Source organism: Pseudomonas sp. PSPC2-3 (assembly GCF_049898265.1).
GTDB lineage: Bacteria > Pseudomonadota > Gammaproteobacteria > Pseudomonadales > Pseudomonadaceae > Aquipseudomonas > Aquipseudomonas veronii.
Map to the genome: position 1 here is coordinate 464,066 of NZ_JAFCXJ010000004.1, position 20,712 is coordinate 484,777.

The 20,712-nt window shown below is 62.7% G+C and carries 17 protein-coding genes; 8 read left to right on the top strand and 9 right to left on the bottom strand.

Going from position 1 to position 20,712, the window contains the following annotated elements; translation table 11 throughout:
* Positions 1-9: 9 nt before the first annotated feature.
* The 4 genes from ACP7E3_RS12180 (at position 10) to rluB (ending at position 3,932) form a co-directional block, all read left to right on the top strand.
* Positions 10-639, top strand: a complete 630-nt coding sequence (locus tag ACP7E3_RS12180; RefSeq protein WP_017847159.1) for an L-threonylcarbamoyladenylate synthase — start codon at positions 10-12, stop codon at positions 637-639.
* 120 nt (positions 640-759) lie between these two features.
* Positions 760-1,458: a segregation and condensation protein A gene (locus tag ACP7E3_RS12185; RefSeq protein WP_169850570.1), complete on the top strand. Its 699-nt coding sequence runs from the start codon at positions 760-762 to the stop codon at positions 1,456-1,458.
* Positions 1,459-1,470: 12 nt separating this feature from the next.
* Entirely contained in the window at positions 1,471-2,397 is a 927-nt protein-coding gene (gene scpB, locus ACP7E3_RS12190) for an SMC-Scp complex subunit ScpB (RefSeq protein WP_079444579.1), read from the top strand.
* A 290-nt stretch (positions 2,398-2,687) separates the two neighbouring features.
* On the top strand, positions 2,688-3,932 hold the full coding sequence (gene rluB, locus ACP7E3_RS12195) for a 23S rRNA pseudouridine(2605) synthase RluB (protein WP_017847162.1): 1,245 nt from the start codon (positions 2,688-2,690) through the stop codon (positions 3,930-3,932).
* 111 nt (positions 3,933-4,043) lie between these two features.
* Here rluB and ACP7E3_RS12200 read toward each other — a convergent pair whose 3' ends face one another.
* A complete protein-coding gene (locus ACP7E3_RS12200) occupies positions 4,044-5,003 on the bottom strand; it encodes a hypothetical protein (protein ID WP_017847163.1) in 960 nt (319 codons plus the stop codon).
* A gap of 73 nt (positions 5,004-5,076) precedes the next feature.
* On the bottom strand, positions 5,077-5,214 hold the full coding sequence (locus tag ACP7E3_RS12205; protein WP_003175756.1) for a hypothetical protein: 138 nt from the start codon (positions 5,212-5,214) through the stop codon (positions 5,077-5,079).
* Between the two features lie 648 nt (positions 5,215-5,862).
* Between ACP7E3_RS12205 and ACP7E3_RS12210 the strand changes: the two genes are divergently transcribed.
* Together ACP7E3_RS12210 and arfB are read left to right on the top strand one after the other, a co-directional pair.
* Positions 5,863-7,278: an amino acid permease gene (locus ACP7E3_RS12210; RefSeq protein WP_126588749.1), complete on the top strand. Its 1,416-nt coding sequence runs from the start codon at positions 5,863-5,865 to the stop codon at positions 7,276-7,278.
* Between the two features lie 110 nt (positions 7,279-7,388).
* Entirely contained in the window at positions 7,389-7,802 is a 414-nt protein-coding gene (gene arfB / locus ACP7E3_RS12215; RefSeq protein ID WP_017847165.1) for an alternative ribosome rescue aminoacyl-tRNA hydrolase ArfB, read from the top strand.
* Here the strand turns inward: arfB and ACP7E3_RS12220 are convergent.
* The 4 genes from ACP7E3_RS12220 to ACP7E3_RS12235 form a co-directional block, all read right to left on the bottom strand.
* On the bottom strand, positions 7,799-8,995 hold the full coding sequence (locus tag ACP7E3_RS12220) for an MFS transporter (RefSeq protein ID WP_108524474.1): 1,197 nt from the start codon (positions 8,993-8,995) through the stop codon (positions 7,799-7,801). The two genes, arfB and ACP7E3_RS12220, sit on opposite strands and share 4 nt — an antisense overlap.
* Positions 8,996-9,098: 103 nt before the next feature.
* Positions 9,099-9,281 (bottom strand): hypothetical protein, encoded by a 183-nt coding sequence (locus ACP7E3_RS12225; protein WP_046382277.1) that lies wholly within the window; start codon positions 9,279-9,281, stop codon positions 9,099-9,101.
* Between the two features lie 74 nt (positions 9,282-9,355).
* Positions 9,356-9,484, bottom strand: a complete 129-nt coding sequence (locus ACP7E3_RS12230) for a hypothetical protein (RefSeq protein WP_017847168.1) — start codon at positions 9,482-9,484, stop codon at positions 9,356-9,358.
* Between the two features lie 160 nt (positions 9,485-9,644).
* The gene (locus ACP7E3_RS12235) at positions 9,645-9,956 is read right to left on the bottom strand and encodes a DUF962 domain-containing protein (RefSeq protein ID WP_017847169.1); all 312 of its coding nucleotides are present in this window, start codon (positions 9,954-9,956) and stop codon (positions 9,645-9,647) included.
* Positions 9,957-10,116: 160 nt separating this feature from the next.
* Between ACP7E3_RS12235 and ACP7E3_RS12240 the strand changes: the two genes are divergently transcribed.
* Positions 10,117-11,175, top strand: a complete 1,059-nt coding sequence (locus tag ACP7E3_RS12240; RefSeq protein WP_046382278.1) for an AraC family transcriptional regulator — start codon at positions 10,117-10,119, stop codon at positions 11,173-11,175.
* Here ACP7E3_RS12240 and ACP7E3_RS12245 read toward each other — a convergent pair.
* Complete coding sequence (locus tag ACP7E3_RS12245) at positions 11,132-12,586, bottom strand: TrkH family potassium uptake protein (protein WP_057004517.1); 1,455 nt, start codon at positions 12,584-12,586, stop codon at positions 11,132-11,134. The two genes, ACP7E3_RS12240 and ACP7E3_RS12245, sit on opposite strands and share 44 nt — an antisense overlap.
* A 157-nt stretch (positions 12,587-12,743) precedes the next feature.
* Here ACP7E3_RS12245 and ACP7E3_RS12250 point away from each other — a divergent pair, with 157 nt between their 5' ends.
* On the top strand, positions 12,744-16,979 hold the full coding sequence (locus ACP7E3_RS12250; protein WP_426123207.1) for a dermonecrotic toxin domain-containing protein: 4,236 nt from the start codon (positions 12,744-12,746) through the stop codon (positions 16,977-16,979).
* Between the two features lie 78 nt (positions 16,980-17,057).
* On the opposite strand, the gene ACP7E3_RS12255 is transcribed toward ACP7E3_RS12250, so the two are convergent.
* Positions 17,058-18,401 carry an imelysin family protein gene (locus ACP7E3_RS12255; RefSeq protein ID WP_057004516.1) on the bottom strand — a complete coding sequence of 448 codons (1,344 nt, stop codon included), beginning with the start codon at positions 18,399-18,401 and terminating at the stop codon, positions 17,058-17,060.
* Between the two features lie 127 nt (positions 18,402-18,528).
* Positions 18,529-20,580, bottom strand: coding sequence for a putative bifunctional diguanylate cyclase/phosphodiesterase (locus ACP7E3_RS12260; RefSeq protein ID WP_017847174.1), 2,052 nt, complete (start codon positions 20,578-20,580; stop codon positions 18,529-18,531).
* Positions 20,581-20,712: the final 132 nt, after the last annotated feature.

Sequence of the window (20,712 nt, forward strand, 5' to 3'; positions counted from 1 at the left end):
GTAGAGCACGTGAGTCAATTCTTCCAGATTCATCCGGAAAACCCTCAGCCACGCCTGATCAAACAGGCCGTGGAGATCATTCGCGCCGGTGGCGTGGTGATCTATCCAACGGATTCGTCCTACGCCATCGGTTGTCAGATCGGCGACAAAAACGCGGTCGAGCGTGTCAGACGCCTGCGTCAGCTGGACGACAAGCACAACTTCGCGCTGATCTGCAGCGACCTGTCCCAACTGGGCCTGTTCGCCAAGGTCGACACCGGCACCTTCCGCCTGCTCAAGGCTCACACGCCGGGGCCGTACACCTTTATTCTCAACGCCACCCGCGAAGTGCCGCGCCTGCTGCTGCATCCGAAGAAGCGCACCATCGGCCTGCGCGTGCCGGAACACCCGATCGCCCTGGCGCTGCTGGCCGAGTTGGGCGAGCCGCTGATGAGCGTGTCGCTGATCATGCCCGGCGCCACTGAACCGCTGGAAGACCCCTACGAAATGCGCCAACTGCTGGAAAAACACGTCGACCTGATCATCGACGGTGGTTTCGGCGGCGGCAAGGCATCCACCGTGATCAACCTGGCCGACGGCGACCCCGAAGTGATCCGCGTTGGCTGCGGCGACCCCGCGCCGTTTATGGCCGAGGCCTGAATGTCGGCCGTGGAAACCGTCGACAGCCAGGCCGGCGCCCAGCAGGAACTGCCGTTTGCCATGGTGTATGGCCAGGCGGTCATGGAAATGCCGCTGGACCTGTACATCCCGCCGGATGCCCTGGAAGTGTTCCTCGAGGCCTTCGAAGGCCCGCTGGACTTGCTGCTGTACCTGATTCGCAAGCAGAACATCAACATCCTCGACATCCCGGTGGCGGAAATCACCCGCCAGTACATGGGCTATGTCGAGCTGATGCAGTCGGTGCGCCTGGAACTGGCCGCCGAGTACCTGGTGATGGCCGCGATGCTCGCCGAGATCAAGTCGCGCATGCTGTTGCCGCGCTCGGAGACGATCGAGGCCGAAGAGGACGACCCGCGCGCCGAACTGATCCGACGGCTGCAGGAGTACGAACGCTTCAAGGCCGCCGCCGAAGGCATCGACGGCCTCAGTCGCGTGGGCCGCGATGTGGTGGTGCCCAAGCTCGATGCGCCGGAAGCCCGGGCGCGCAAGCTGTTGCCGGACGTGAGCCTGGAAGAGTTACTGATGTCGATGGCCGAGGTACTGCGCCGTGGCGACATGTTTGAACACCACCAGGTCAGCCGCGAGGCGTTGTCGACCCGCGAGCGCATGAGCGATGTGCTCGAACGCCTCAAAGGCGGCGGTTTTGTGCCGTTTGTCGAGCTGTTCACCGCCGAAGAAGGGCGCCTGGGGGTGGTGGTGACCTTTATGGCGATCCTTGAGCTGGTCAAGGAATCCTTGGTCGAGCTGGTCCAGAATGAGCCTTTTGCGGCTATCCACGTGCGGGCGCGAGCCGAATAACGAGCTGAATCGATGAATCTGACTGAACCCCGCGAACTGGCCCCGCTGCTGGAGGCCTTTCTTCTGGCCTCGGGTAAGCCGCAATCCCTGGAGCGCCTGTTCGAACTCTTTGAAGAGGCCGAACGTCCTGAACCGCCGGTCTTCAAGAAAGCCCTGGAGATCCTGCGCAAGTCCTGCGACGGCCGCGCCTTTGAACTGCGCGAAGTGGCGTCGGGTTATCGCCTGCAGATACGTGAGAAGTTTTCCCCATGGGTCGGCCGCTTGTGGGAAGAACGCCCGCAACGTTATTCCCGGGCGATGCTGGAAACCATGGCGCTGATCGCCTATCGCCAGCCGATCACTCGCGGTGAAATCGAGGACGTGCGCGGTGTGGCGGTCAACAGCCATATCGTCAAGACGTTGCTGGAGCGCGAGTGGATTCGCATCGTCGGTTACCGCGACGTGCCCGGCAAACCGGCGATGTTCGCCACCACCAAGGTGTTCCTCGACCACTTCAACCTGAAAAACCTCGACGACCTGCCGCCCTTGGCCGAATTGCGCGAGATGGAAACCGAGCCGGAACTCGACTTCGACGACGCCCCGGTCCCGGCGAGCCTGCAGGAACTGGCCGATGCCACGGCCGAGCCGGAAGAACCGAAGGACGAAACCAGTTTCCATACCTTGTTGCTGGAACTGGACGACATGGAGCAGGGGATCAAGACCGACTTCGATGACTTGCTGCGTGATGGCGCGGCCGAGCCCGAAAGCCAGGTGAATGTTGAAGCCGAGCCAGAGCCCGAAGCGGAACCTGAGGAAGACATTCTCGGCGTCGCCCAAGCCCGCGAAAAACTCCTGGCCGCCGTCGCCGCCCTCGAACAGCCGCCGCTGAGCGACGAAGAGGACGAAGCCCGTGCCCTGGCCGAAGCGATCGAGGCCGAGCGCCGCCAGCTCGACGACTGACGCCCACCTTGTAGGAGCGAGCTTGCTCGCGAAAAACCCAAGAGCACCGCAGACAACCAGATTCCCCGCGTTATCGTTGACGATATTCGCGAGCAAGCTCGCTCCTACAGTCGGTGGGCACCACCGGTCGGCGGAAAAACCACCGACTCGGCACTTATCGACTAGCCTCTGATGCGCAACGCGCGCCATGCGCGTATGATTCGCGACCCTTTGCCGATGTATTCGGCCAAAGCCCTGCTTTCAACACTCTTCAGGCCACGCCTGAATCGACCCACCGGGAGGTGCTTAAGATGAACGACAAAGACCAGAACGACAGCCAGGAAATCGGCCCAGCAGGCGAAAAACTGCAAAAGGTGCTGGCGCGTATCGGCGTGGGCTCGCGCCGCGACGTCGAAGCCTGGATCACCCAGAAGCGCATCAAGGTCAACGGCGTCGAGGCCACCCTTGGCCAGCGCGTCGACCTGCACGATGCAATCACCATTGATGGCAAGGTCATCAAGCGTGAAGAGGCCGCCGAATCGGTGCGCCGCGTGATCATGTACAACAAGCCCGATGGCGAGATCTGCACCCGTGACGACCCGGAAGGCCGTCCGACCGTGTTCGACAAGATGCCAAAGCCCAAAGAAGGCCGTTGGATCAACATCGGCCGTCTCGACATCAACACCACCGGCTTGCTGATGTTCACCACCGACGGTGAGCTGGCCAACCGCTTGATGCACCCGTCCTACGAGATGGACCGCGAATACGCCGTGCGTGTGCGTGGTGAAGTCGATGACGAGATGATCGAACGCTTGAAAGCGGGCGTCGTCCTCGAAGACGGCCCGGCCAAGTTCACCGATATCAAGCAAGCACCCGGCGGCGAAGGTTTCAACCACTGGTACCACTGCGTGGTGATGGAAGGTCGCAACCGTGAAGTGCGTCGCCTGTGGGAATCCCAGGGCCTGGTGGTCAGCCGCCTGAAGCGCGTGCGCTTCGGTCCGGTGTTTCTCAACTCCGACCTGCCGATGGGCCGCTGGCGCGAAATGAGCCAGTACGAAGTCGACATCCTCAGCGCCGAAGTCGGCCTGACGCCGGTCGCGATGCCGCAGATGAACGCCAAGAGCAAAGACAAGCTCGAACGCATGCAGCGTAAATCGTCGCGCCCGGTGGCTCGCACCGAACGCGTTGCCCGCACCCTGCGCCCGGCGCTGGATGCACCGGCTACCGGCGGGCGGATTTCCCGTGAGCCGCACATTGAAGGCGAACGTCGTCCAACCGCGCCATCGCGTCAGGAAGGCGAACGTGCGCCACGCACGCCGCGTCCTGCCGGCCGTGGCGAAGCGCCAAGCGGTGGTCGCGGTAATCGCGGTGAAGCCGGTCGCGGTGCGCCCGCAGGTCGCCCGGCCGACAACGCCAGCACCAAGCGCCCAGCCAAGCCCGCGCCGAACAAGCGCCCAGGCCTGAAACTGGTGGCGGACGAGCCGTCGGGCAAGCGCCGTGGCGCGCCGGCCGGTTCCGGTCAGCGCCCGGGTTTTGGTCGCAAGAAACCGCAGTGATGTAAGCGCTGCATAAAAACGCCAACCCTCGGGTTGGCGTTTTTTTTGGATCTGCATTTGCAATGCCATCAACTGTGGGAGGGAGCAAGCCGCTCCCACAGTTGGATTTGATCAGAACGCAAAGGTGCCATCGAACACCGGCTTGTCATCCAGCGCCAACACCCCGCTGGCGAAGATCAAATCCAGGTGATGACTGCCTTTCTGCCCGCCACCCAACCCAAGGTGCAGGCCGCAGTGACGCTCTTCGAACCCGGCGTTGCGCGCATACAGATCCTTGACCCCTTCATTGGTACCGATCCCCAGTTCCTCCACGCGGCGGTTCGATGGGTTAGCGTTCAGGTACTTGTTGAAATCGTCCGCCAGCCCCGGGACGTCGCTGGCCACACTGCAGATGGTCGAGTTTTCGATCCACAGCTCCAGCGGTGATTGCAGCACGCCATATTTGCGTGCGAAGGGGATGGTGCTGAGGAAGGTGCCGACAAACCGCACCTGGCCGTTGATGGCTTCGCTGTGGGTGGCGATCTCGCCGGGGGCCAGGTCGTGGTTGCCGATGCCGTTGATATTGGTCCACTTCTTGATGCTGCTCAGCGGTGCTCGCAGGCGTGAGCCGTGCCGATCGCTGAAGCTCAGCACCGAGGCCTGGGACATGCGCCGGATCAGCGTGGCGTTGAGGTCGGCGATGCGTTGCGGCTCGACGCTGAAGGTGTCGTAGAAGTAGTCGCCGTAGTCCTTGAACAGCAGGGATTTTTTCCAGTGCTCGGCCATTACGCCATGCAACGCGCGGATAAAGTCCGGGCCTTCGGCGCGGGGGTTGGGCAGGGTCGAGGCGTCGTAGAAAAACAGGTACAGGTCGCAGGTTTCGATGGCTTCGGCCAGGGTGTCGCTGGCGGCCAGGTCCAGGCGCTGCACCTGGAAGTTGAAGCGGGCGGCGCTGCCGAGGCTGATCGCCTGGGCAATCGCCTCGTAGCGTTCGGTATGGCCCAGCAGTACGGTCGGCCGGCTCAAGCCGCTGAGGGCCGGATGGTGGGCGAGGTAGTAGAGAAAGTGTTCGACGGCGCGGGCCTTGTCCATGACGGGTGTCCTTGTGTGCCTTGGGTAAGGGGGCAGGCGCAGCGCACTGCGCCTGCCGGATGCCTGCCGGGGGTTAGAACGGCCACATCGCGGTGCCAAAAGGCACCACGGCATCGGCTTGCATCATTTCAACGGCGGCCTCATGGGTCGGCGCTTCAAACCAATCGTCGAGTTGCAGTTCGGTTTCCAGGTCGTTTTCCAGTGCTTGCATGGTGTATCTCCTAGAGGACGTTGTTTGAGAACGGCTTACCCGCGGGCTTCGCTGGGCAAGTGAAAGAACCTAGGTGAGAGTGTTTCGGAATGCAAAAATTTTATTGACACGGTCTCATTTGGATTTTTTGTTCTGTTTTTGACGCGCCATTTTTTCCCCATGCAAAACAGCGCACTGGGGCAGGCGAGTGTTCGGATATGTCCTACCGCCAATTTTTTGTGAACTGACAGATACTGGCTGGGTGTAACGCCGATTTTCCGCGTTGTAACGATTGATTTACGCAAAAGGCCTGCGGTACCGGGCCGGCACCGCGCTGTAAGGAATACCTGACAGATTGTCGCGGATGCTCGCCAGGGCCGTCCGCAAGCGGTCGAGCGGTGTACAATGCGCCGCGTTTTACTGTGACCCCCTTGCGTAACCGCGCAAAAGGCCAAGACCTCAGGGTTTATCCACCCTGATCACTCCGCCTGGCCACGAGCCAGACGGGTTCGATTTCGTCACAGATAAAAACAAACAGGTGACGCATGACCGATAGAACGACGCTGTATTCCTGGTGCCTGCGCTGGGGTTTGAGCGGCGCTGCTTGAGTCGCACATCAAGGCAGCAACCTGCATTCAACATCATCAAACCTTGCGTGAGAGCCTTTTCATGAGTGGACCCGATTCCTCTTCAGGCGAACTGAAACGTGGCCTGAAAAACCGTCATATCCAGTTGATCGCCCTCGGTGGCGCCATCGGCACCGGCCTGTTCCTGGGCTCGGCCGGGGTGCTCAAATCCGCCGGCCCGTCGATGATCCTGGGCTATGCCATCTGCGGCTTCATTGCCTTCATGATCATGCGCCAACTCGGCGAAATGATCGTCGAAGAGCCGGTAGCCGGCTCCTTCAGCCACTTTGCCCACAAATACTGGGGCGGTTTCGCCGGCTTCCTGTCGGGCTGGAACTGCTGGATTCTGTACATCCTGGTGGGCATGTCGGAGCTGACGGCTGTCGGCAAATACGTGCATTACTGGTGGCCGGAGATTCCGACCTGGGTGTCGGCGGCGGCGTTTTTCGTGTTGATCAACCTGATCAACCTGGCCAACGTCAAAGTCTTCGGCGAGGCCGAGTTCTGGTTCGCCATCATCAAGGTGGTGGCCATCGTCGGCATGATCGCCCTGGGCAGCTACCTGCTGGTCAGCGGCAGCGGCGGCCCGCAAGCCTCGGTGAGTAACCTGTGGGAACACGGCGGCTTCTTCCCCCACGGTGTCGGTGGGTTGGTGATGGCCATGGCGCTCATCATGTTCTCCTTCGGCGGCCTGGAAATGCTCGGCTTTACCGCGGCCGAAGCCGACCAGCCACGCACCGTGATCCCCAAGGCGATCAATCAGGTGATCTACCGCATTCTGATCTTCTACATCGGCGCCCTGGTGGTGCTGTTGTCGCTGACGCCGTGGGACAGCCTGCTGGCGACCCTCAATGCGTCCGGCGATGCTTATAGCGGCAGCCCGTTCGTGCAGGTGTTCTCGATGCTCGGCAGCAACACTGCCGCGCATATCCTCAACTTTGTGGTGCTGACCGCCGCGCTGTCGGTGTACAACAGCGGCACCTACTGCAACAGCCGCATGCTGCTGGGCATGGCCGAGCAGGGCGACGCGCCGCGGGTGTTGGCGAAGATCGACAAGCGCGGCGTGCCGGTGCGCTCGATCCTCGCCTCGGCGGCGATCACCCTGGTGGCGGTGCTGATGAATTACCTGGTCCCGCAACACGCGCTGGAACTGCTGATGTCGCTGGTGGTGGCCACGCTGGTGATCAACTGGGCGATGATCAGCTTCTCCCACTTCAAGTTCCGCCAGTACATGAACCGCACCGGCCAGGTGCCGTTGTTCAAGGCGCTGTGGTATCCGTATGGCAATTACCTGTGCCTGGCGTTCGTGGTGTTTATCCTGGTGATCATGTTGATGAGTCCGGGGATTCAGGTCTCGGTGTATGCGATCCCGGTGTGGGTGGCGTTCATGGGGCTGTGTTACTGGATCAAGAACAAGCGCCGCGCGGATCAGCGTCTGGCGACGGCCGCGCTGGAGTAACCCTTCGATGCTGTTGAGCAAACCCGGCCGCGTGCCGGGTTTGTCGTTTGAAGGGATGGGCGGGGCGCATTCGCGTATCCTTGGGCTCCCCTTAGAGGAACCCGTTGCTCATGCTGGTGATTTCCAACAACGTCCACTTGCCCGACGCCGAGATCGAGCTGACCGCCATTCGCGCCCAGGGCGCCGGCGGGCAGAACGTCAACAAGGTGTCGAGCGCGGTGCATCTGCGCTTTGATATTCCGGCCTCGTCGTTGCCGGAATTCTATAAGGAGCGCTTGCTGGCACTGCGCGACAGTCGGATTACCAGCGACGGCGTGCTGGTGCTCAAGGCCCAGCAATACCGCACCCAGGAACAGAACCGCGCCGATGCGCTGGAGCGCCTGGTGGAGTTGATCCTCAGCGCCACCAAGGTGGAGAAGAAACGCCGCCCGACCAAACCGACCCTGGGCTCGAAGAAACGCCGCCTCGAATCCAAGACCAAGCGCGGCAGCATCAAGGCCGGGCGCGGCAAGGTCGACTTCTAGGCGTCGCGCGCCTCGCGGGCCTTGGGTGCTTGCCGGTACAGGTAGACACTCAGCAGCAACCCGACCAGGGCGGCGAGGGCGGCGAACAGGAAGATCGACGCAAAGCCAAAGCCGGCCGCCACGGCCCCGGCCAGCGGGCCGGTGATCCCCAGCGACAGGTCGATGAACAGCGAGTACGCGCCCACCGCCGAACCCCGGCTGGACGCAGGCACCAGATTGACCGCCTCCACTCCCAGCGCCGGAAACACCAAAGAAAAACCGAAGCCGCTCAACGCCGCGCCCGCCAGTGCCCACGGCGCATCCGGCGCCAGCCACAGCAGCAGCAAGCCCAGCACCTCCACCGACAGGCAGGCGATCGCCACGCGAAAGCCGCCGATGCGGTTGATCAAATTGCCGAACAACAGGCGCGCGCCGATAAAACTGGCGCCGAACAGGCTCAGTGCCCACACCGCGTTATCCCAATGCTGGGTGGTGTAATACAAGGTGATGAAGGTGGCGATGGTGCCAAAGCCGATGGAGCCCAGCGCCAGTGCGCAACCGTGAGGCAATACCCGGCCCAGCACATTCATGAAAGGCAGGCGCACCCCGGCGACAATCGGTGCCGGCTCTTTGCGCCACGCCAGCAGCAGACCCAGCGCCGCCAGCAGCAGGATACTCACGCCCATGCTCCACAAGCCGAGGTGACGCACCAGCAGCACCCCCAACGGCGCGCCGACCGCCAGGGCGCCATAGCTGGCGATGCCGTTCCACGAGATGACCTTCGCCGTGTTCGCCGCCCCCACCCGGCCAATGCCCCAGCCGATGGCGCCCGAACCTACCAGGCTTTCGGCACTGCCCAGCACCAGGCGGCCGATGAGCAGGCTGCCCAGGCTCAGCGCCGGCAGGCTGGAAAACCACGCCGCGAGCAACATGAACACGCCGCTCAGGCCGCAGCCCGCCAGGCCGATCAGCACGGCGCGCTTGCTGCCCAGGTTATCGATGATGCGCCCGGCATACGGCCGGCTCAGCAGGGTGGCGAGGTATTGCACACTGATCACCAGCCCGGCGATCACCGCGCCAAAGCCCAGCTCACTGTGGACATAGCCCGGCAACACGGCCAGGGGAATGCCGATATTCAGGTAGCCGATAAAGGTGAACAACACGATGGAAACAACTTGCAGCGTGACCGCCATGGGGCGCTGGGTATCTGGCATGGGAAGGGTCCACTGTCGCAGCAGGTAAAGATAGGCTGCTAATGATACCGATGCTTTGGCCCGCGCAGGGCAGTAAAAAGCCAATACGTCGGTCTAAACCGTGTCAGGACCGGGCAGGAGCGAGCAATTGCGTGGTGACCAGGGCGGCCAAGGCGTTTTCCTGGGTGCCGAAGCGCTTGAGCAGCAGGGCCTGTTTGTCCGCGTTGAGGCGGTTCCATACGTCGACCATCTGCAGGGCAGTGTCGAGTATGGCGGCGTTGGGGCTATCGGAGTGGTTGTCGGTCATGGCGGGTATCTCGGGAATTTCAGGCAGTGTGGAAAGCGCTCAAAGGTGCGCTTTCCACACGGTCTGGTACGGCGTCAGTCCTGGCTTTCGCGGTCGACTGGTTTTGCTTCTTTGGCCTCAGGCTGCTTGTCGCCGGCCTGCTGCGGTGTTGGCTGCTCTGTTGGGTGCAGGCTTGGGAAGGGGAGATTAGGTATCTCGTGCATCGTCGTCGCTCCTCGCAAAGTCTGTTTTTTCAATCGCAGGTGATTCCGCGCTCTCAAAAAGCCTTGGCAGGATACAGCACTGTAAATGACAAAAAGACTTTTATATCGACGGATGGACAAAGCGTCATCGTTAAAGCACAAGTGACCAGACGTCGCACCACTAGAACGGCACTTTGCCCAGGATCATGTCGCGGTACATCACGAAATCCCCGAGCAGGCTGTAGAACGGATGCTGGAAGGTCGCCGGGCGGTTCTTTTCGAAGAAGAAGTGGCCCACCCAGGCGAAGCCGTAGCCGGCGATGGGCACCGCAATCAGCAGGCCGAGGGCGCCTTTGCCCAGCACATACGCCAGAAGCCCAATCACCAGCGTGGTGCCGATAAAGTGCAGGCGCCGGCAGGTGCTGTTGCCGTGTTCTTTCAGGTAATACGGGTAAAACTCGGCGAAGCTATTGAATTGCTTGGTATTTCCCACGGTGGTCGGCCCTCTGATTGTTATGCCGTCGAACAGTTGTTCGGCGGGGAGCTTATTTGAGTCTAGAGTGATCAGTGGTAACAGCCAGTGACATTAGATGCCACTTTAGTATCCTTGCCTTCCTGGCTGCGGTTTCAGCCTGCTTTATTAAGAAGACGCCATGAGCGAACGAACAACTTCTGCAAGCTGGGCGATGGGGATAGTCAAGGCACTGGAAATGGACGGCCTGGATTGCCAGGTGTTGTTCAAACAATTGGGCCTGGACTATGCCGCCCTCAACGACCCCGATGCGCGCTTTCCGCAAGACTCCATGACGCGGCTGTGGCAGCGTGCCGTGGAATTGTCGGGCAACCCCGCGATTGGCCTGAACATGGGCAAAGTGGTGCGCCCGGCGTCGTTTCACGTGACCGGTTACGCGCTGATGTCCAGCAACACATTGGCGGAAGGCTTTATGCGCCTGGTGCGCTACCAGCGGATCATCGCCGAAAGCGCTGACCTGAGTTTCCGATTATTACCCGAAGGCTATGCGCTGATTCTGACAGTACATGGCGATCACCTGCCGCCCACCCGGCAAAGCGCCGAAGCCTCGCTGGCCTGTGCGCTGGCGCTGTGCGGTTGGTTGACCGGGCGTACCCTGCAACCGCGCAAGGTGCTGCTGCAAGGTGAACAACCCGCCGACCTCGCGCCCTACAAACAGGCGTTCCATGCGCCCCTGGAATTCAACGCAGCCTATGACGCGCTGATTTTCGAGCGCGCCGACATGGAAGCGCCGCTGCCCACCGCCAATGAGGCAATGGCGCTGCTGCACGACCGGTTTGCCGGTGAATACCTGGCGCGCTTCTCCGAAAGCCGTGTGACCCACAAGGCGCGGCAGGTGCTGTGCCGCCTGTTGCCCCAGGGCGAACCCAAGCGCGAAGTGGTGGCCCAGACCCTGCACCTGTCCCAACGCACGTTGCAGCGACGTCTGCAGGAAGAGGGCACCAGTTTCCAGACCCTGCTGGACGACACCCGCCGCGAACTCGCCGAGCAATACCTGGCGCAGCCGAGCATGACCCTGCTGGAGATCGCCTATCTGCTGGGCTTTGCCGACCCGAGCAACTTCTTCCGCGCCTTCCGCCGCTGGTTCGACGCCACGCCCGGCGAGTACCGCGCGCGCTTGCTGGATGCGTCGACGGTCAGTGACGCCAGAACGCCGGGATGCACAGAACAAAGACTGTAATGATTTCCAGCCGGCCGAGCAGCATGCCCAGCGCCAGGATCCACTTGGCCGCGTCCGGCAGGCTGGCGAAGTTGCCGGCCGGGCCGATGGTTTCGCCCAGGCCCGGGCCGACCCCGGATACCGTGCTGGCGGCGCCGGTCAGCGCGGTCATCCAGTCCAGGCCGAGCAGCGACAAGGCCAGGGCGATCATGCAAATGGTGATGGCGAAGAAAAACGAGAAGGTCAGGATCGAACGCACGATCTCTTCGTCGAGGCGGTGGCCGTTGTACTTCTGCTTGATCACCGCGCGCGGGTGAATCAACTGGTTCAAGTTGGCCTTGAGCAGGATATAGGCGACCTGGAAGCGGAAGATCTTGATCCCGCCCGCCGTTGACCCCGAGCAACCGCCGATAAAACCCAGGTAGAAAAACAGCATCAGTGAGAAATTGCCCCACAGGCTGTAGTCCCCCAGTGCAAAACCGGTCGTCGTCACCACCGACGTCACGTTCAGGGCCACATGGCGCAGCGCATCCAGCCAGTGCAGGTTGGTGGTCCACCAGTACCAGGTGCCGAGCACCAGCCAGGTCACCAACAGCAAGGCGAGCAAACCCTGCACCTGCTGATCCTTGATCAACGCCCGACGGTTGCCGCGCAACGTGGCGACGTACAGGGTGAACGGCAGGCTGCCGAGGATCATCACCACCACCGCCACCCAATGCACCGCCGGTTGTTTCCAGTGCGCCAGGGACTCATCGGAGGTGGAAAACCCGCCGGTGGAAATCGCCGACATCGCATGGTTGATCGCATCGAACAAGCCCATCCCGGCCCACCAGAACGCCAGGCTGCCGAGGATGGTGATGCCCACATACGCCGCCACGATCAGCCGCGCCACCATGTGCGAACGCGGCATGACCTTTTCCGAGCGGTCCGAGGACTCGGTCTGGAACAGGCGCATGCCACCAATGCGCAGCAGCGGCAGGATCGCCACCGCCATGCCGATAAAGCCGATCCCGCCGAGCCAGTGCAGCAGCGAACGCCACATCAAAATGCCGGGCGACATGGTGTCCAGCCCGCTCAACACCGTGGAACCGGTGGCGGTGATGCCGGACATGCTTTCAAAAAACGAGTCGGTGTAGCTGATGTTCTGCGTCAGGAAAAACGGCAGCGCGGCGAAGATGCACACCACCACCCAACTGCTCACCGTCAGCAGGTACATGTCCCGGGGACGCAGGTGGATATGTTCCGGGCGACCGGGAATCACCAGGGCCAGGCCGGCGATAAAGGTAATCAGGCTGGCCCACAGGAACGACGGCAGGTCGCTGGTGCGTTCGAAGATCACCAGGATGGCCATCGGAACGACCATGGCGATCGCGAGGGTGATCAGGAAGATGCCGATGATGAAGCCAATGATGCGAAGGGTCGGCAACGCCATGAAGTCTGCTCGGGTGACAGGGGAAGGGCGCCATTCTACCTGGGGTGCAGGGCATGTAAACCTTGGCCGCCGATCGGCGGCGCGTAGCTATGTAGCGCATGGTTCAGGGGGCGCTTAGGCACGATGGGCCGGTATGTTTCCTATTCGAGAGGCCACCATGCCGTCTGATTTATTGTTATCTGCACCGCCAACTGTCAAGGACGCCCCGCAACAGGTTGCGTTGCGCGAACAGTTAATGGCGCTCGACCGCCAGATCGCCGAGCAGTTTCAGTCGCCACCGACGTTCCATTCATTTGTGCAGCATGCGTTCGAGCAAGCGTTCCCGACCTTGACGCCCAGCCTCGATGTGCGCCACGCCTTCATCCGACTGCCGGAGACGTCCATCCCGCCAGCGACGTCAGAGGCGCAACCGCCCACCGAGGCCGAGTTGCTGCCCACGCTGTTCGATGCGGTGGTGCAACGTATCACCGCTGACCAGCCAGCGAGTTATGCGGGGCGCATGGCGACCCTGCATCGACTGCCGGCGACGGGCGAAGCGCTGCTGCCCTTGAGCGGTATCACCCCGGCCGGGCTGGATAAATTCCTCGACCGCCTGGCCACCGGGCTGAGCGCTTCTTACAGCGCTTTCGTGCAAGCCTTCTGGACGCGCGCGCGCAGCCTGACCGATGCGCGCACGCAGAAACAATGGTTGGTGCAAACCCGTATCGAGCTGCTGAAAACCGAAGTGGCGCTACTGGCTGCCGACCGCCTGCTCAGCCCCGCCGACCAGGACCTGTTCGCCCTGGTACTGCGTCACCCGCACGCCCAGGCACGACAGGCGCTGCGCGCTGACCGGCCGTGTGTCTACGCGGTTGCCCTCAAGGGGGCTCCCGGCGCTGCGGACCTGACCTTGCGCGGCGCCTTTGTGCTGACCTCCAGAGACCCGGAACAAGCCGTGGTGAGGGCGCAGGAGGCGGTCGAGCCGGCCCGGGTGCGCCCCGTGGACCCAAGCATGAACGTCGGCACGCTGCTGCTGTTTCTGCCGGACTCCGGGCTTGAAGCGTTTGACTCCCTGGCCAGCCTGGATCGGGAGCTGCATCGGCGTTTGAACCACCCCGTCGAATTCGCCGCTGTGCTCGCTGGCCTGGCGGTGGCGGACCAGGCGCAAGGCTTGGCCCTGCATCGTCAGCTCAAGGCCACGGGGCAGGTGGTCTACCATGAACAGCTCGAGTCGCCGTTCGTTGAGAGTGTCGAGGCGCAATGCCGGTTGATGCTCGACAACTTCACCTCAACCCTGTCGCGCTACCCGTCACCGGTCGACCCCATCGAAGTGGCCGAGCTGCCGCAGGTGCTGGACCGGGTCACGGACCCCGCTCGCCTCTTCAGTGCCGGCGGGGTGTTGTGGGGCCGCGAAATCAAGCGCGGGCAGGCGCAGCTCCGGACCTTTCTGCACGACGCATCCCCCGCCGATAAACAGGCGTGGCGCGCCGCGATGGCCGATTATTACGAGCTGCTGTCGCGCCTGCCGGACGCCGAGGGCTTGCCGTCGCTGGCGCAATTCAGTGATAAACCGACGCTGCTGGCATACGCCAACCAACAGCTGCGCATTCGCCTCAAGGCTGACTATGCACTGGACATCGACCCCGACACTGTCCGCGTACACACCAAAGAACCGTTCGTGCCGGCGACTGTCGTGGTTCCGGGCGCGCCTGCTCCGGCGCCGCGCGAGCCCGGTACAGCGTTGTTCCGGCAGCGAAGCCGCACGCTGACCGAGCTGGCCCTGGAGAATCTCGGCGGGCTGGATTTCAACTTCACGCACTTTTCCAGGCTCAGTGAAAACACGCGCAAAAAGCCTGATGAAGCACTGCTCCCCGAAGATCTGGAGGCGGCCCCGGCCTATGACGGGCTGACCCTGCAACAGGTCAAGGATCTGGTGCGCGCGGTCAATGTCGGACAAGGTTACGACACCTTTCTGAAGGACCGCCTTATCACCTCGCCCGCTGCGCTCGCGCAAAAACACACCTATGGCCAAGTCATGCGGCGGCAACTGCGTCTCGACGCCATCGAGGCCAAGATCCACGGCGACTTCCTCCCGGACCGCCTGGACCGTGGCTTCAATTGGGTGCGGGCGGTGCTCGATGCCCCCGTCGACAGTGATCGGCGCGAGCGCGTCGACGGGCATCGGATTCTCGTGCAGCACTTGAAACTGCGCGGTCAGCGCGTGCGCGGGGTACTGCTGTTCGGCACGGCCGCCGCCGGGGTCGGCTCGATCGTTGTGTACACCCCGCAGGCGCCCGACGGTCGCGTGTTCCACGAGTACGCCAAAGACCGCCTGATGAGCGACTTCATCATCAACAGCAGTTGGCGCGCCTACCTGCTGGGGCGCGTGGAGCGGGCCTTCGAGCCTCACGTCCGCGCCGTGCTCAGGGGCCGCGGCGACGTGTCGATGGTGAGCCTGAGCCGGATTGCCGACGACTTCTTCGAGGAGGCTTATGAGGCTGAAGCGAACTGCGTGATCAACGACGCCGCCGCGCAAGCGAAGAGCACCCGGCAAGTCGACATTGAAACCGGCCTGAACGTCGCCACCGTGGCCTTCGACGTGCTGTCCATGGTGCTGCCGGTCAGGATCATGTTGCCGATCGGTTTGGCGCGCAGCCTGTTTTCGGTGTTCAACGCCGTCGAGGCGCTGGACCTGGGCGACCGCGCCGGTGCCGCACAGTCTTTCGTGCGCTCGCTGGGCGAGCTGGTCGGTGCGCTGGTGGACGGCGCGGTCGGCGCCCGCGCGCCGGTGGCGGGCTCCCGGCCAAGGGCGTTGCCGGCGGAGATGGCGCTGGGGAAAAAGCCCGAGGGTGTGGCGCCGTTGGCCGGATGGGAAGGCCAGGGCGTGTATCACGCGCCCTCGAACGCCGCGGGTGCCCAGCACTACTTCCTCAATGACGGTGGGCGTTGGTACTCGATCCTCGATGACGGCGACAAAGCCGCCTGGCGGCTCAGGGACGCACGCAAGCTGACGCAATATCACTACGCGCCGATTCGGCGGAATGCGTCGGGGCAGTGGGAAATAGGTTCCCATCCGCTAGCCGGACTCAAGGGCGGCAACGCGCCGGAGCGTGCCCTCAGGGACCTTTACCCTCGGCTGGATGAGGTGCAGGCCAGACGCGTGTTTGAGTCGTTCAACTTCCCGGCGGGGCGCGAAATCGAATATCGGCTGGCCCTGGTCGAAAACCTACGGCTGAGGCTCTCCACGGCGGCCTTCGAGACCTATCTGAACGTACCGCTTCTGCGGTTTCAGTGGCGTCTGGACGGGATTGATCTGCCAGACCTGCCGGTGGTGGCGACCCGTCATCCGCCGCCCGCCGAGCTGCCACCGAGCCTACCGACGCCACCACGCGCCAGTACCCGTGTCGCGGCGCCCGAGGCCACGGTGGTGCGTCCTGCAAACGAACAATTCATCGAGTGGGGCAGAACCCTCGACGTGGCCGAACTCGAGGTGGTGGATGCGACGCGGGGCATCTATCGGCGGGTTGCCGGTGATCCGCAGTGGCTGGGGCAGGAATACATCAAGATGGACCAGCGCTATTTCGCGATTTTGCCCCGCGACCCCAGCGCGCCCAACGACGTATTGATTCGTGACCCGAGGCGGCCGGCCATGCATTTCCTGGATCTGGAAAACCTGCTGCTCTCCGGCATTTACAATCAGCCCCGACAGGTGAAGTTTGCCACCGGTGACGGGCTGTGGGTCGTCGCCAGTGGCGTGGCCTTGAAAAAACTGGTCACCGCCTATGTGCGCGAGGCGTTTGCGCTGTTGACCACCCGCAGCCAAGTCGAACTCGCCCAGATCCTGTTCAATCGGGCCAACCCGGGGGGCTTGACCCAACTGGGCCTGCGCTCGCTGATACGCACCCTGCGGGACTGGCAGTTCTGGCTGCCCACGGCGCAGGGGCGGTTGGCCGATCCGTTTTCGTTGCTGCCGCCCATCCACACGCTCAGCGACGGCAGTTGGCTGTTACCGACCGCGCCCGGGCATTACCGCCGCCTGGACTTTCGTCCGGAGCCCGTCGCGGTGCCGCTGTTCAACGCGCTCCCGCCCGGCTCGGCCGGCTGGTTGCGGAGCTTGATGAGCGAGGTGGTGAGCCGCTGTCGCTACGGCGTGCTTGGCGGCTATGACGTTGCCGGCGAGCTGCTGTTCCGGCGTGCGGGGGATGTCAGGCTGTATTGGTTGAGAACGCGGCGTGTGGTCGGTGAGCGGATTGCCGCCGACGCGCAGGTTGCGCCCTACCGCAGCTTGATGGATGAGCCGACGCGAACCCTGGTCGCCCAGGCTGAGGCCAGTCATAACCTGGTACCGCTGATCGGCGGCATCCAACTGACGACGCCCATCGCGTCGCCGCAGATTTTTATCATTCGGGTGTAATGCCTTCGACTGCGGGCGTAAAAAAAATGCCCCGAGCGAGTCGGGGCATTCTTTATGGCACTTAGGCGTCGGCAGTGATCAGAACTCGTGATCAGCGCTATCCGGGTTCAGGTCGCTGATCCCCAGCTTGCCGGCAGCCGCTTCGATCGAGCCGGTCTGCTTGACCAGTGCGGCGATGGCGTCCCGCACGATCTGGTTGCCCGCGTCGTTACCCGCAGCGATCAACTGGTCGTAGTGCTCACCCTTGTTGGCGTGGTCAACCATGACCTGGATCTTCGCTTCGGTCGCCGCCAGGTCCGCTTTCAACGCGGCGTCGGCGGCCGGGTCGGCCTTGGCCACCAGGGATGACAGGCTGGCACCGGTCATTTTGCTGCCGTCAGTGCGGGTGTACTCGCCCAGGTAGACGTTGCGGATGCCCTTGGCGTCGTAGAAGTGCGAGTTGTGGGTGTTGTCGCTGAAACAGTCCTGCTCGTCTTCCGGCGAGTTGGCTTCCAGGGACACCTTCATGCGCTCACCGGCCAGTTCGCCGAGCGACAGGCTGCCCATGCCGAACAGCATTTTGCGCAGGCCGTCGGTGGCCGGTTCGGCCTCCAGCGTGGCGCGGTAGTTGTCTTCGACGTTGGGTTTCCAGTTGCCGACCATTTCTTCCAGGTCGCTGACCAGCAACTGCGTCACGGCGCGCAGGTACGTGCGGCGGCGCTCGTTGTGGCCACCAGTTGCACCGTCGCCGGTCATGTAGTCCGACGCAGGCCGGTTGCCGGCGCCCGGGCCGGTGCCGTTCAGGTCCTGGCCCCACAGCAGGAATTCGATGGCGTGGTAGCCGGTGGCGACGTTGGCTTCGGAACCGCCCAGCTCATTGAGGCTGGCGAGTTTTTCCGGGGTGATGTCCTTGACGTCGACCTTGTCTTCGCCGACCTGGATCTCGGTGTTGGCGATGATGTTGGCCGTGGCGCCAGGGTTGCCCAGCGCGTGCTCGTAGGATTTGTCGGTGTAGTCGATCAGGCCTTCGTCCAGGGGCCAGGCGTTCACTTGGCCTTCCCAGTCGTCGATGATGGTGTTGCCGAAGCGGAACACTTCGCTCTGCAGGTACGGCACGCGCGCGGCGACCCAGGCGGTACGGGCGGCTTTGAGGGTCTCGTCGTTCGGGTTGGCGAGGAAGGTGTCGATCGCGGTTTGCAGGGTTTTCGCGGTGGATTCGGCATCGCTGTACACCGCGAACACCATGTCAGCGTAATGCGCGACCACGGCCTTGGCGGCGGTTTCGTCGACCTGGCCGGCAGAGGTGGCAGCCGCCGGAGCGGCAGTGCTGGCGGCCGGGGTCGGCGCCTGGGGCGCGGCGGCCTTGTCTTTACCTTCGCCGCAACCGGCGAGCGAAATGGCAATGGCCAACAGACTGGCGGTGGCCAGGGGCATACGAATCATGGCGAACATCCTGCATCGGTCGTTGATAGGGCGCGCGGGGGCCGCGCAAAACTGCAACATAATGCGAAAGATTTGCATTTTCTGTAAAGGGTTATACGAGGGAAATCTCAACTATCGTTTGGTCGTGTCAGAGAATGGCCGCGTTATTCCGTTCGGCCTGCTTCAAATACGCCGCCAATTCCCGTGCCGGCAACGGTTTGCTGTAGTGGTAGCCCTGACCTTCATGGCAGCCCTCGGAGATGATGTAAGCCTCCTGTTCCGCGGTTTCCACGCCTTCGGCGATCACCTGCATGCCCAGGCTTTTACCCAATTGGATAATCGCGCGCACGATGGTGGCGTCGTCGTCATCGTCGAGCAGGTCCTGCACGAAGCTCTTGTCGATCTTGATCTTGTCCAGCGGCAGGCTTTTCAGATAGCTCAAGGATGAATAGCCGGTGCCGAAGTCATCGATGGCGATCAGCGCGCCGGAGCGGCGCAGGCTCAGCAGGTGCTGGGCGGCGGTGCTGATGTCTTCCATCAGGCCGGTCTCGGTCACTTCCAGTTCCAGGCTGCGCGGTGGCAAGCGATAGATCTGCATCAGGTTATTCACCACCCGTGGCAATTCGGTGTGGTGCAGTTGCACGGTGGACAGGTTGACCGCCATGCGCAGCTCGGTGAAGCCCTGGTCGTGCCATTCGCGCAATTGTCGACAGGCCTGGTCGAGCACCCATTCACCGATCGCGATAATCGTGCCGTTCTGTTCCGCCAGGGGGATGAACAAGTCTGGCGGCACCAGGCCGTGTTCCGGGTGCTGCCAACGGATCAACGCTTCGACGCCGACCACGCGGTGGTCGCGGTAGCTGATCTGCGGTTGGTACACCAGGTAAAACTGATTGCGGCTCAAGGCGTCGCGCAGGTCTTTCTCCAGTTCGCGGCGTCGGCGCATTTCACTGTCGACACTGGCGATATAGAACTGATAGCGGTTGCGCGAGCGGCTCTTGGCCAGGGTCATGGTCTGTTCGGCTTTTTGCAGCAGTTTCTCGGTGCTGTCGCCGTCTTCCGGGAACAAGGTGATGCCGATGGTGGCGCGCAGACGAATCTGCTCGCTGTCGAGGGCAAACTCCGCTTCCAGGTCATCGAGGATGCTTTGCGCCAGTTCGGCGGCTTCGTAGGGCTGATCGATATCGGCCTGCACCAGGGCGAACTGGTCGCCGCCGAGGCGGGCGAGGGCGCCGAGGCGGCCGCTGTGGGCGCGCAGGCGATCGGCCAGGGCCAGCAGCAGTTTGTCGCCGGCCTGGTAGGTGAACTGCTCGTTGACGCTTTTGAAGTCATCCAGGCCCACGCACAACACGGCGACGCGGCGCTGCCGACGGCCGGCGTCGATCAGGATCTTGTCCAGTTGCTCCTGCAGTTTCTGGCGGTTCGGCAGGCCGGTGAGAAAGTCGTACTGGGCCATGCGCAGCAGGCTGGATTCCGCTTCATGGCGCAGGTGGGTGTTGCGTTCGATGGATTCGAGCAACTGGTTGGCCGTATTGATCCACAGCCCCAGTTCATTGCGTTCGTGGCCCTTGAGCTGGGGGATCTTGTGTTCGCTGGGGCGGTCGGGGTTGATCGAGGTCAGGTGCTCGATAATCCGCGACAGCGGCTTGGTCAGCAGCCAGTGATACACCAGGTACAGCACCAGGCCCATGGCCAGTGCGCGCAGCACCCCGGAAATAAAAATGATCACCGAGCTGACAATGAAACCCTTGCCGTAGGTGGCCGTGTCGAGCGTGATGCTCAGGTCGCCGTAATACTCGCTATAGGGGCCTTTGCCGACCAGGGCGGTGGTGAACGTGCGCTCCTGGCCGAGAATCAGGTCGGTCAACCAGCGGCTGGAGGATTGCTGCAAGGCGCGGTTTTTTTCCGCGAGCATGGTTTCGTTGGGATGGCCGATGGAGGCCATGCGGACCGCGTCGTCCTGAAACAGACCTTCGATCACCTGCATGCCCATCTCGCGGTCCAGGCTGTAGACGGCCTGGGTCGAGGGGTCGCGAAACATGTCGAGGATGCGCTGGGCATCATCGGCCACGGCCTGGCGCGTCTTGTAGGCATCGAAAACGATCTGCGCCACGCTCAGCGCCACGCCCACGATCAATGCCGACAGCAGCACAACCCGTAGCAACTTCACCGACAAGCTGTTTTTGAGTTCCAGCTTCAAAGGGGCATTCCTTGTCTCATGCGGGTGGCCTTCAATATGCCATGAGTATTGGCAATCTGGTGATGGCAGTCAAAGGAACATTGCGGCGCGATGCTCCATGACGCCATGGTGGGCCGGTCTGTTGCAGGCGGG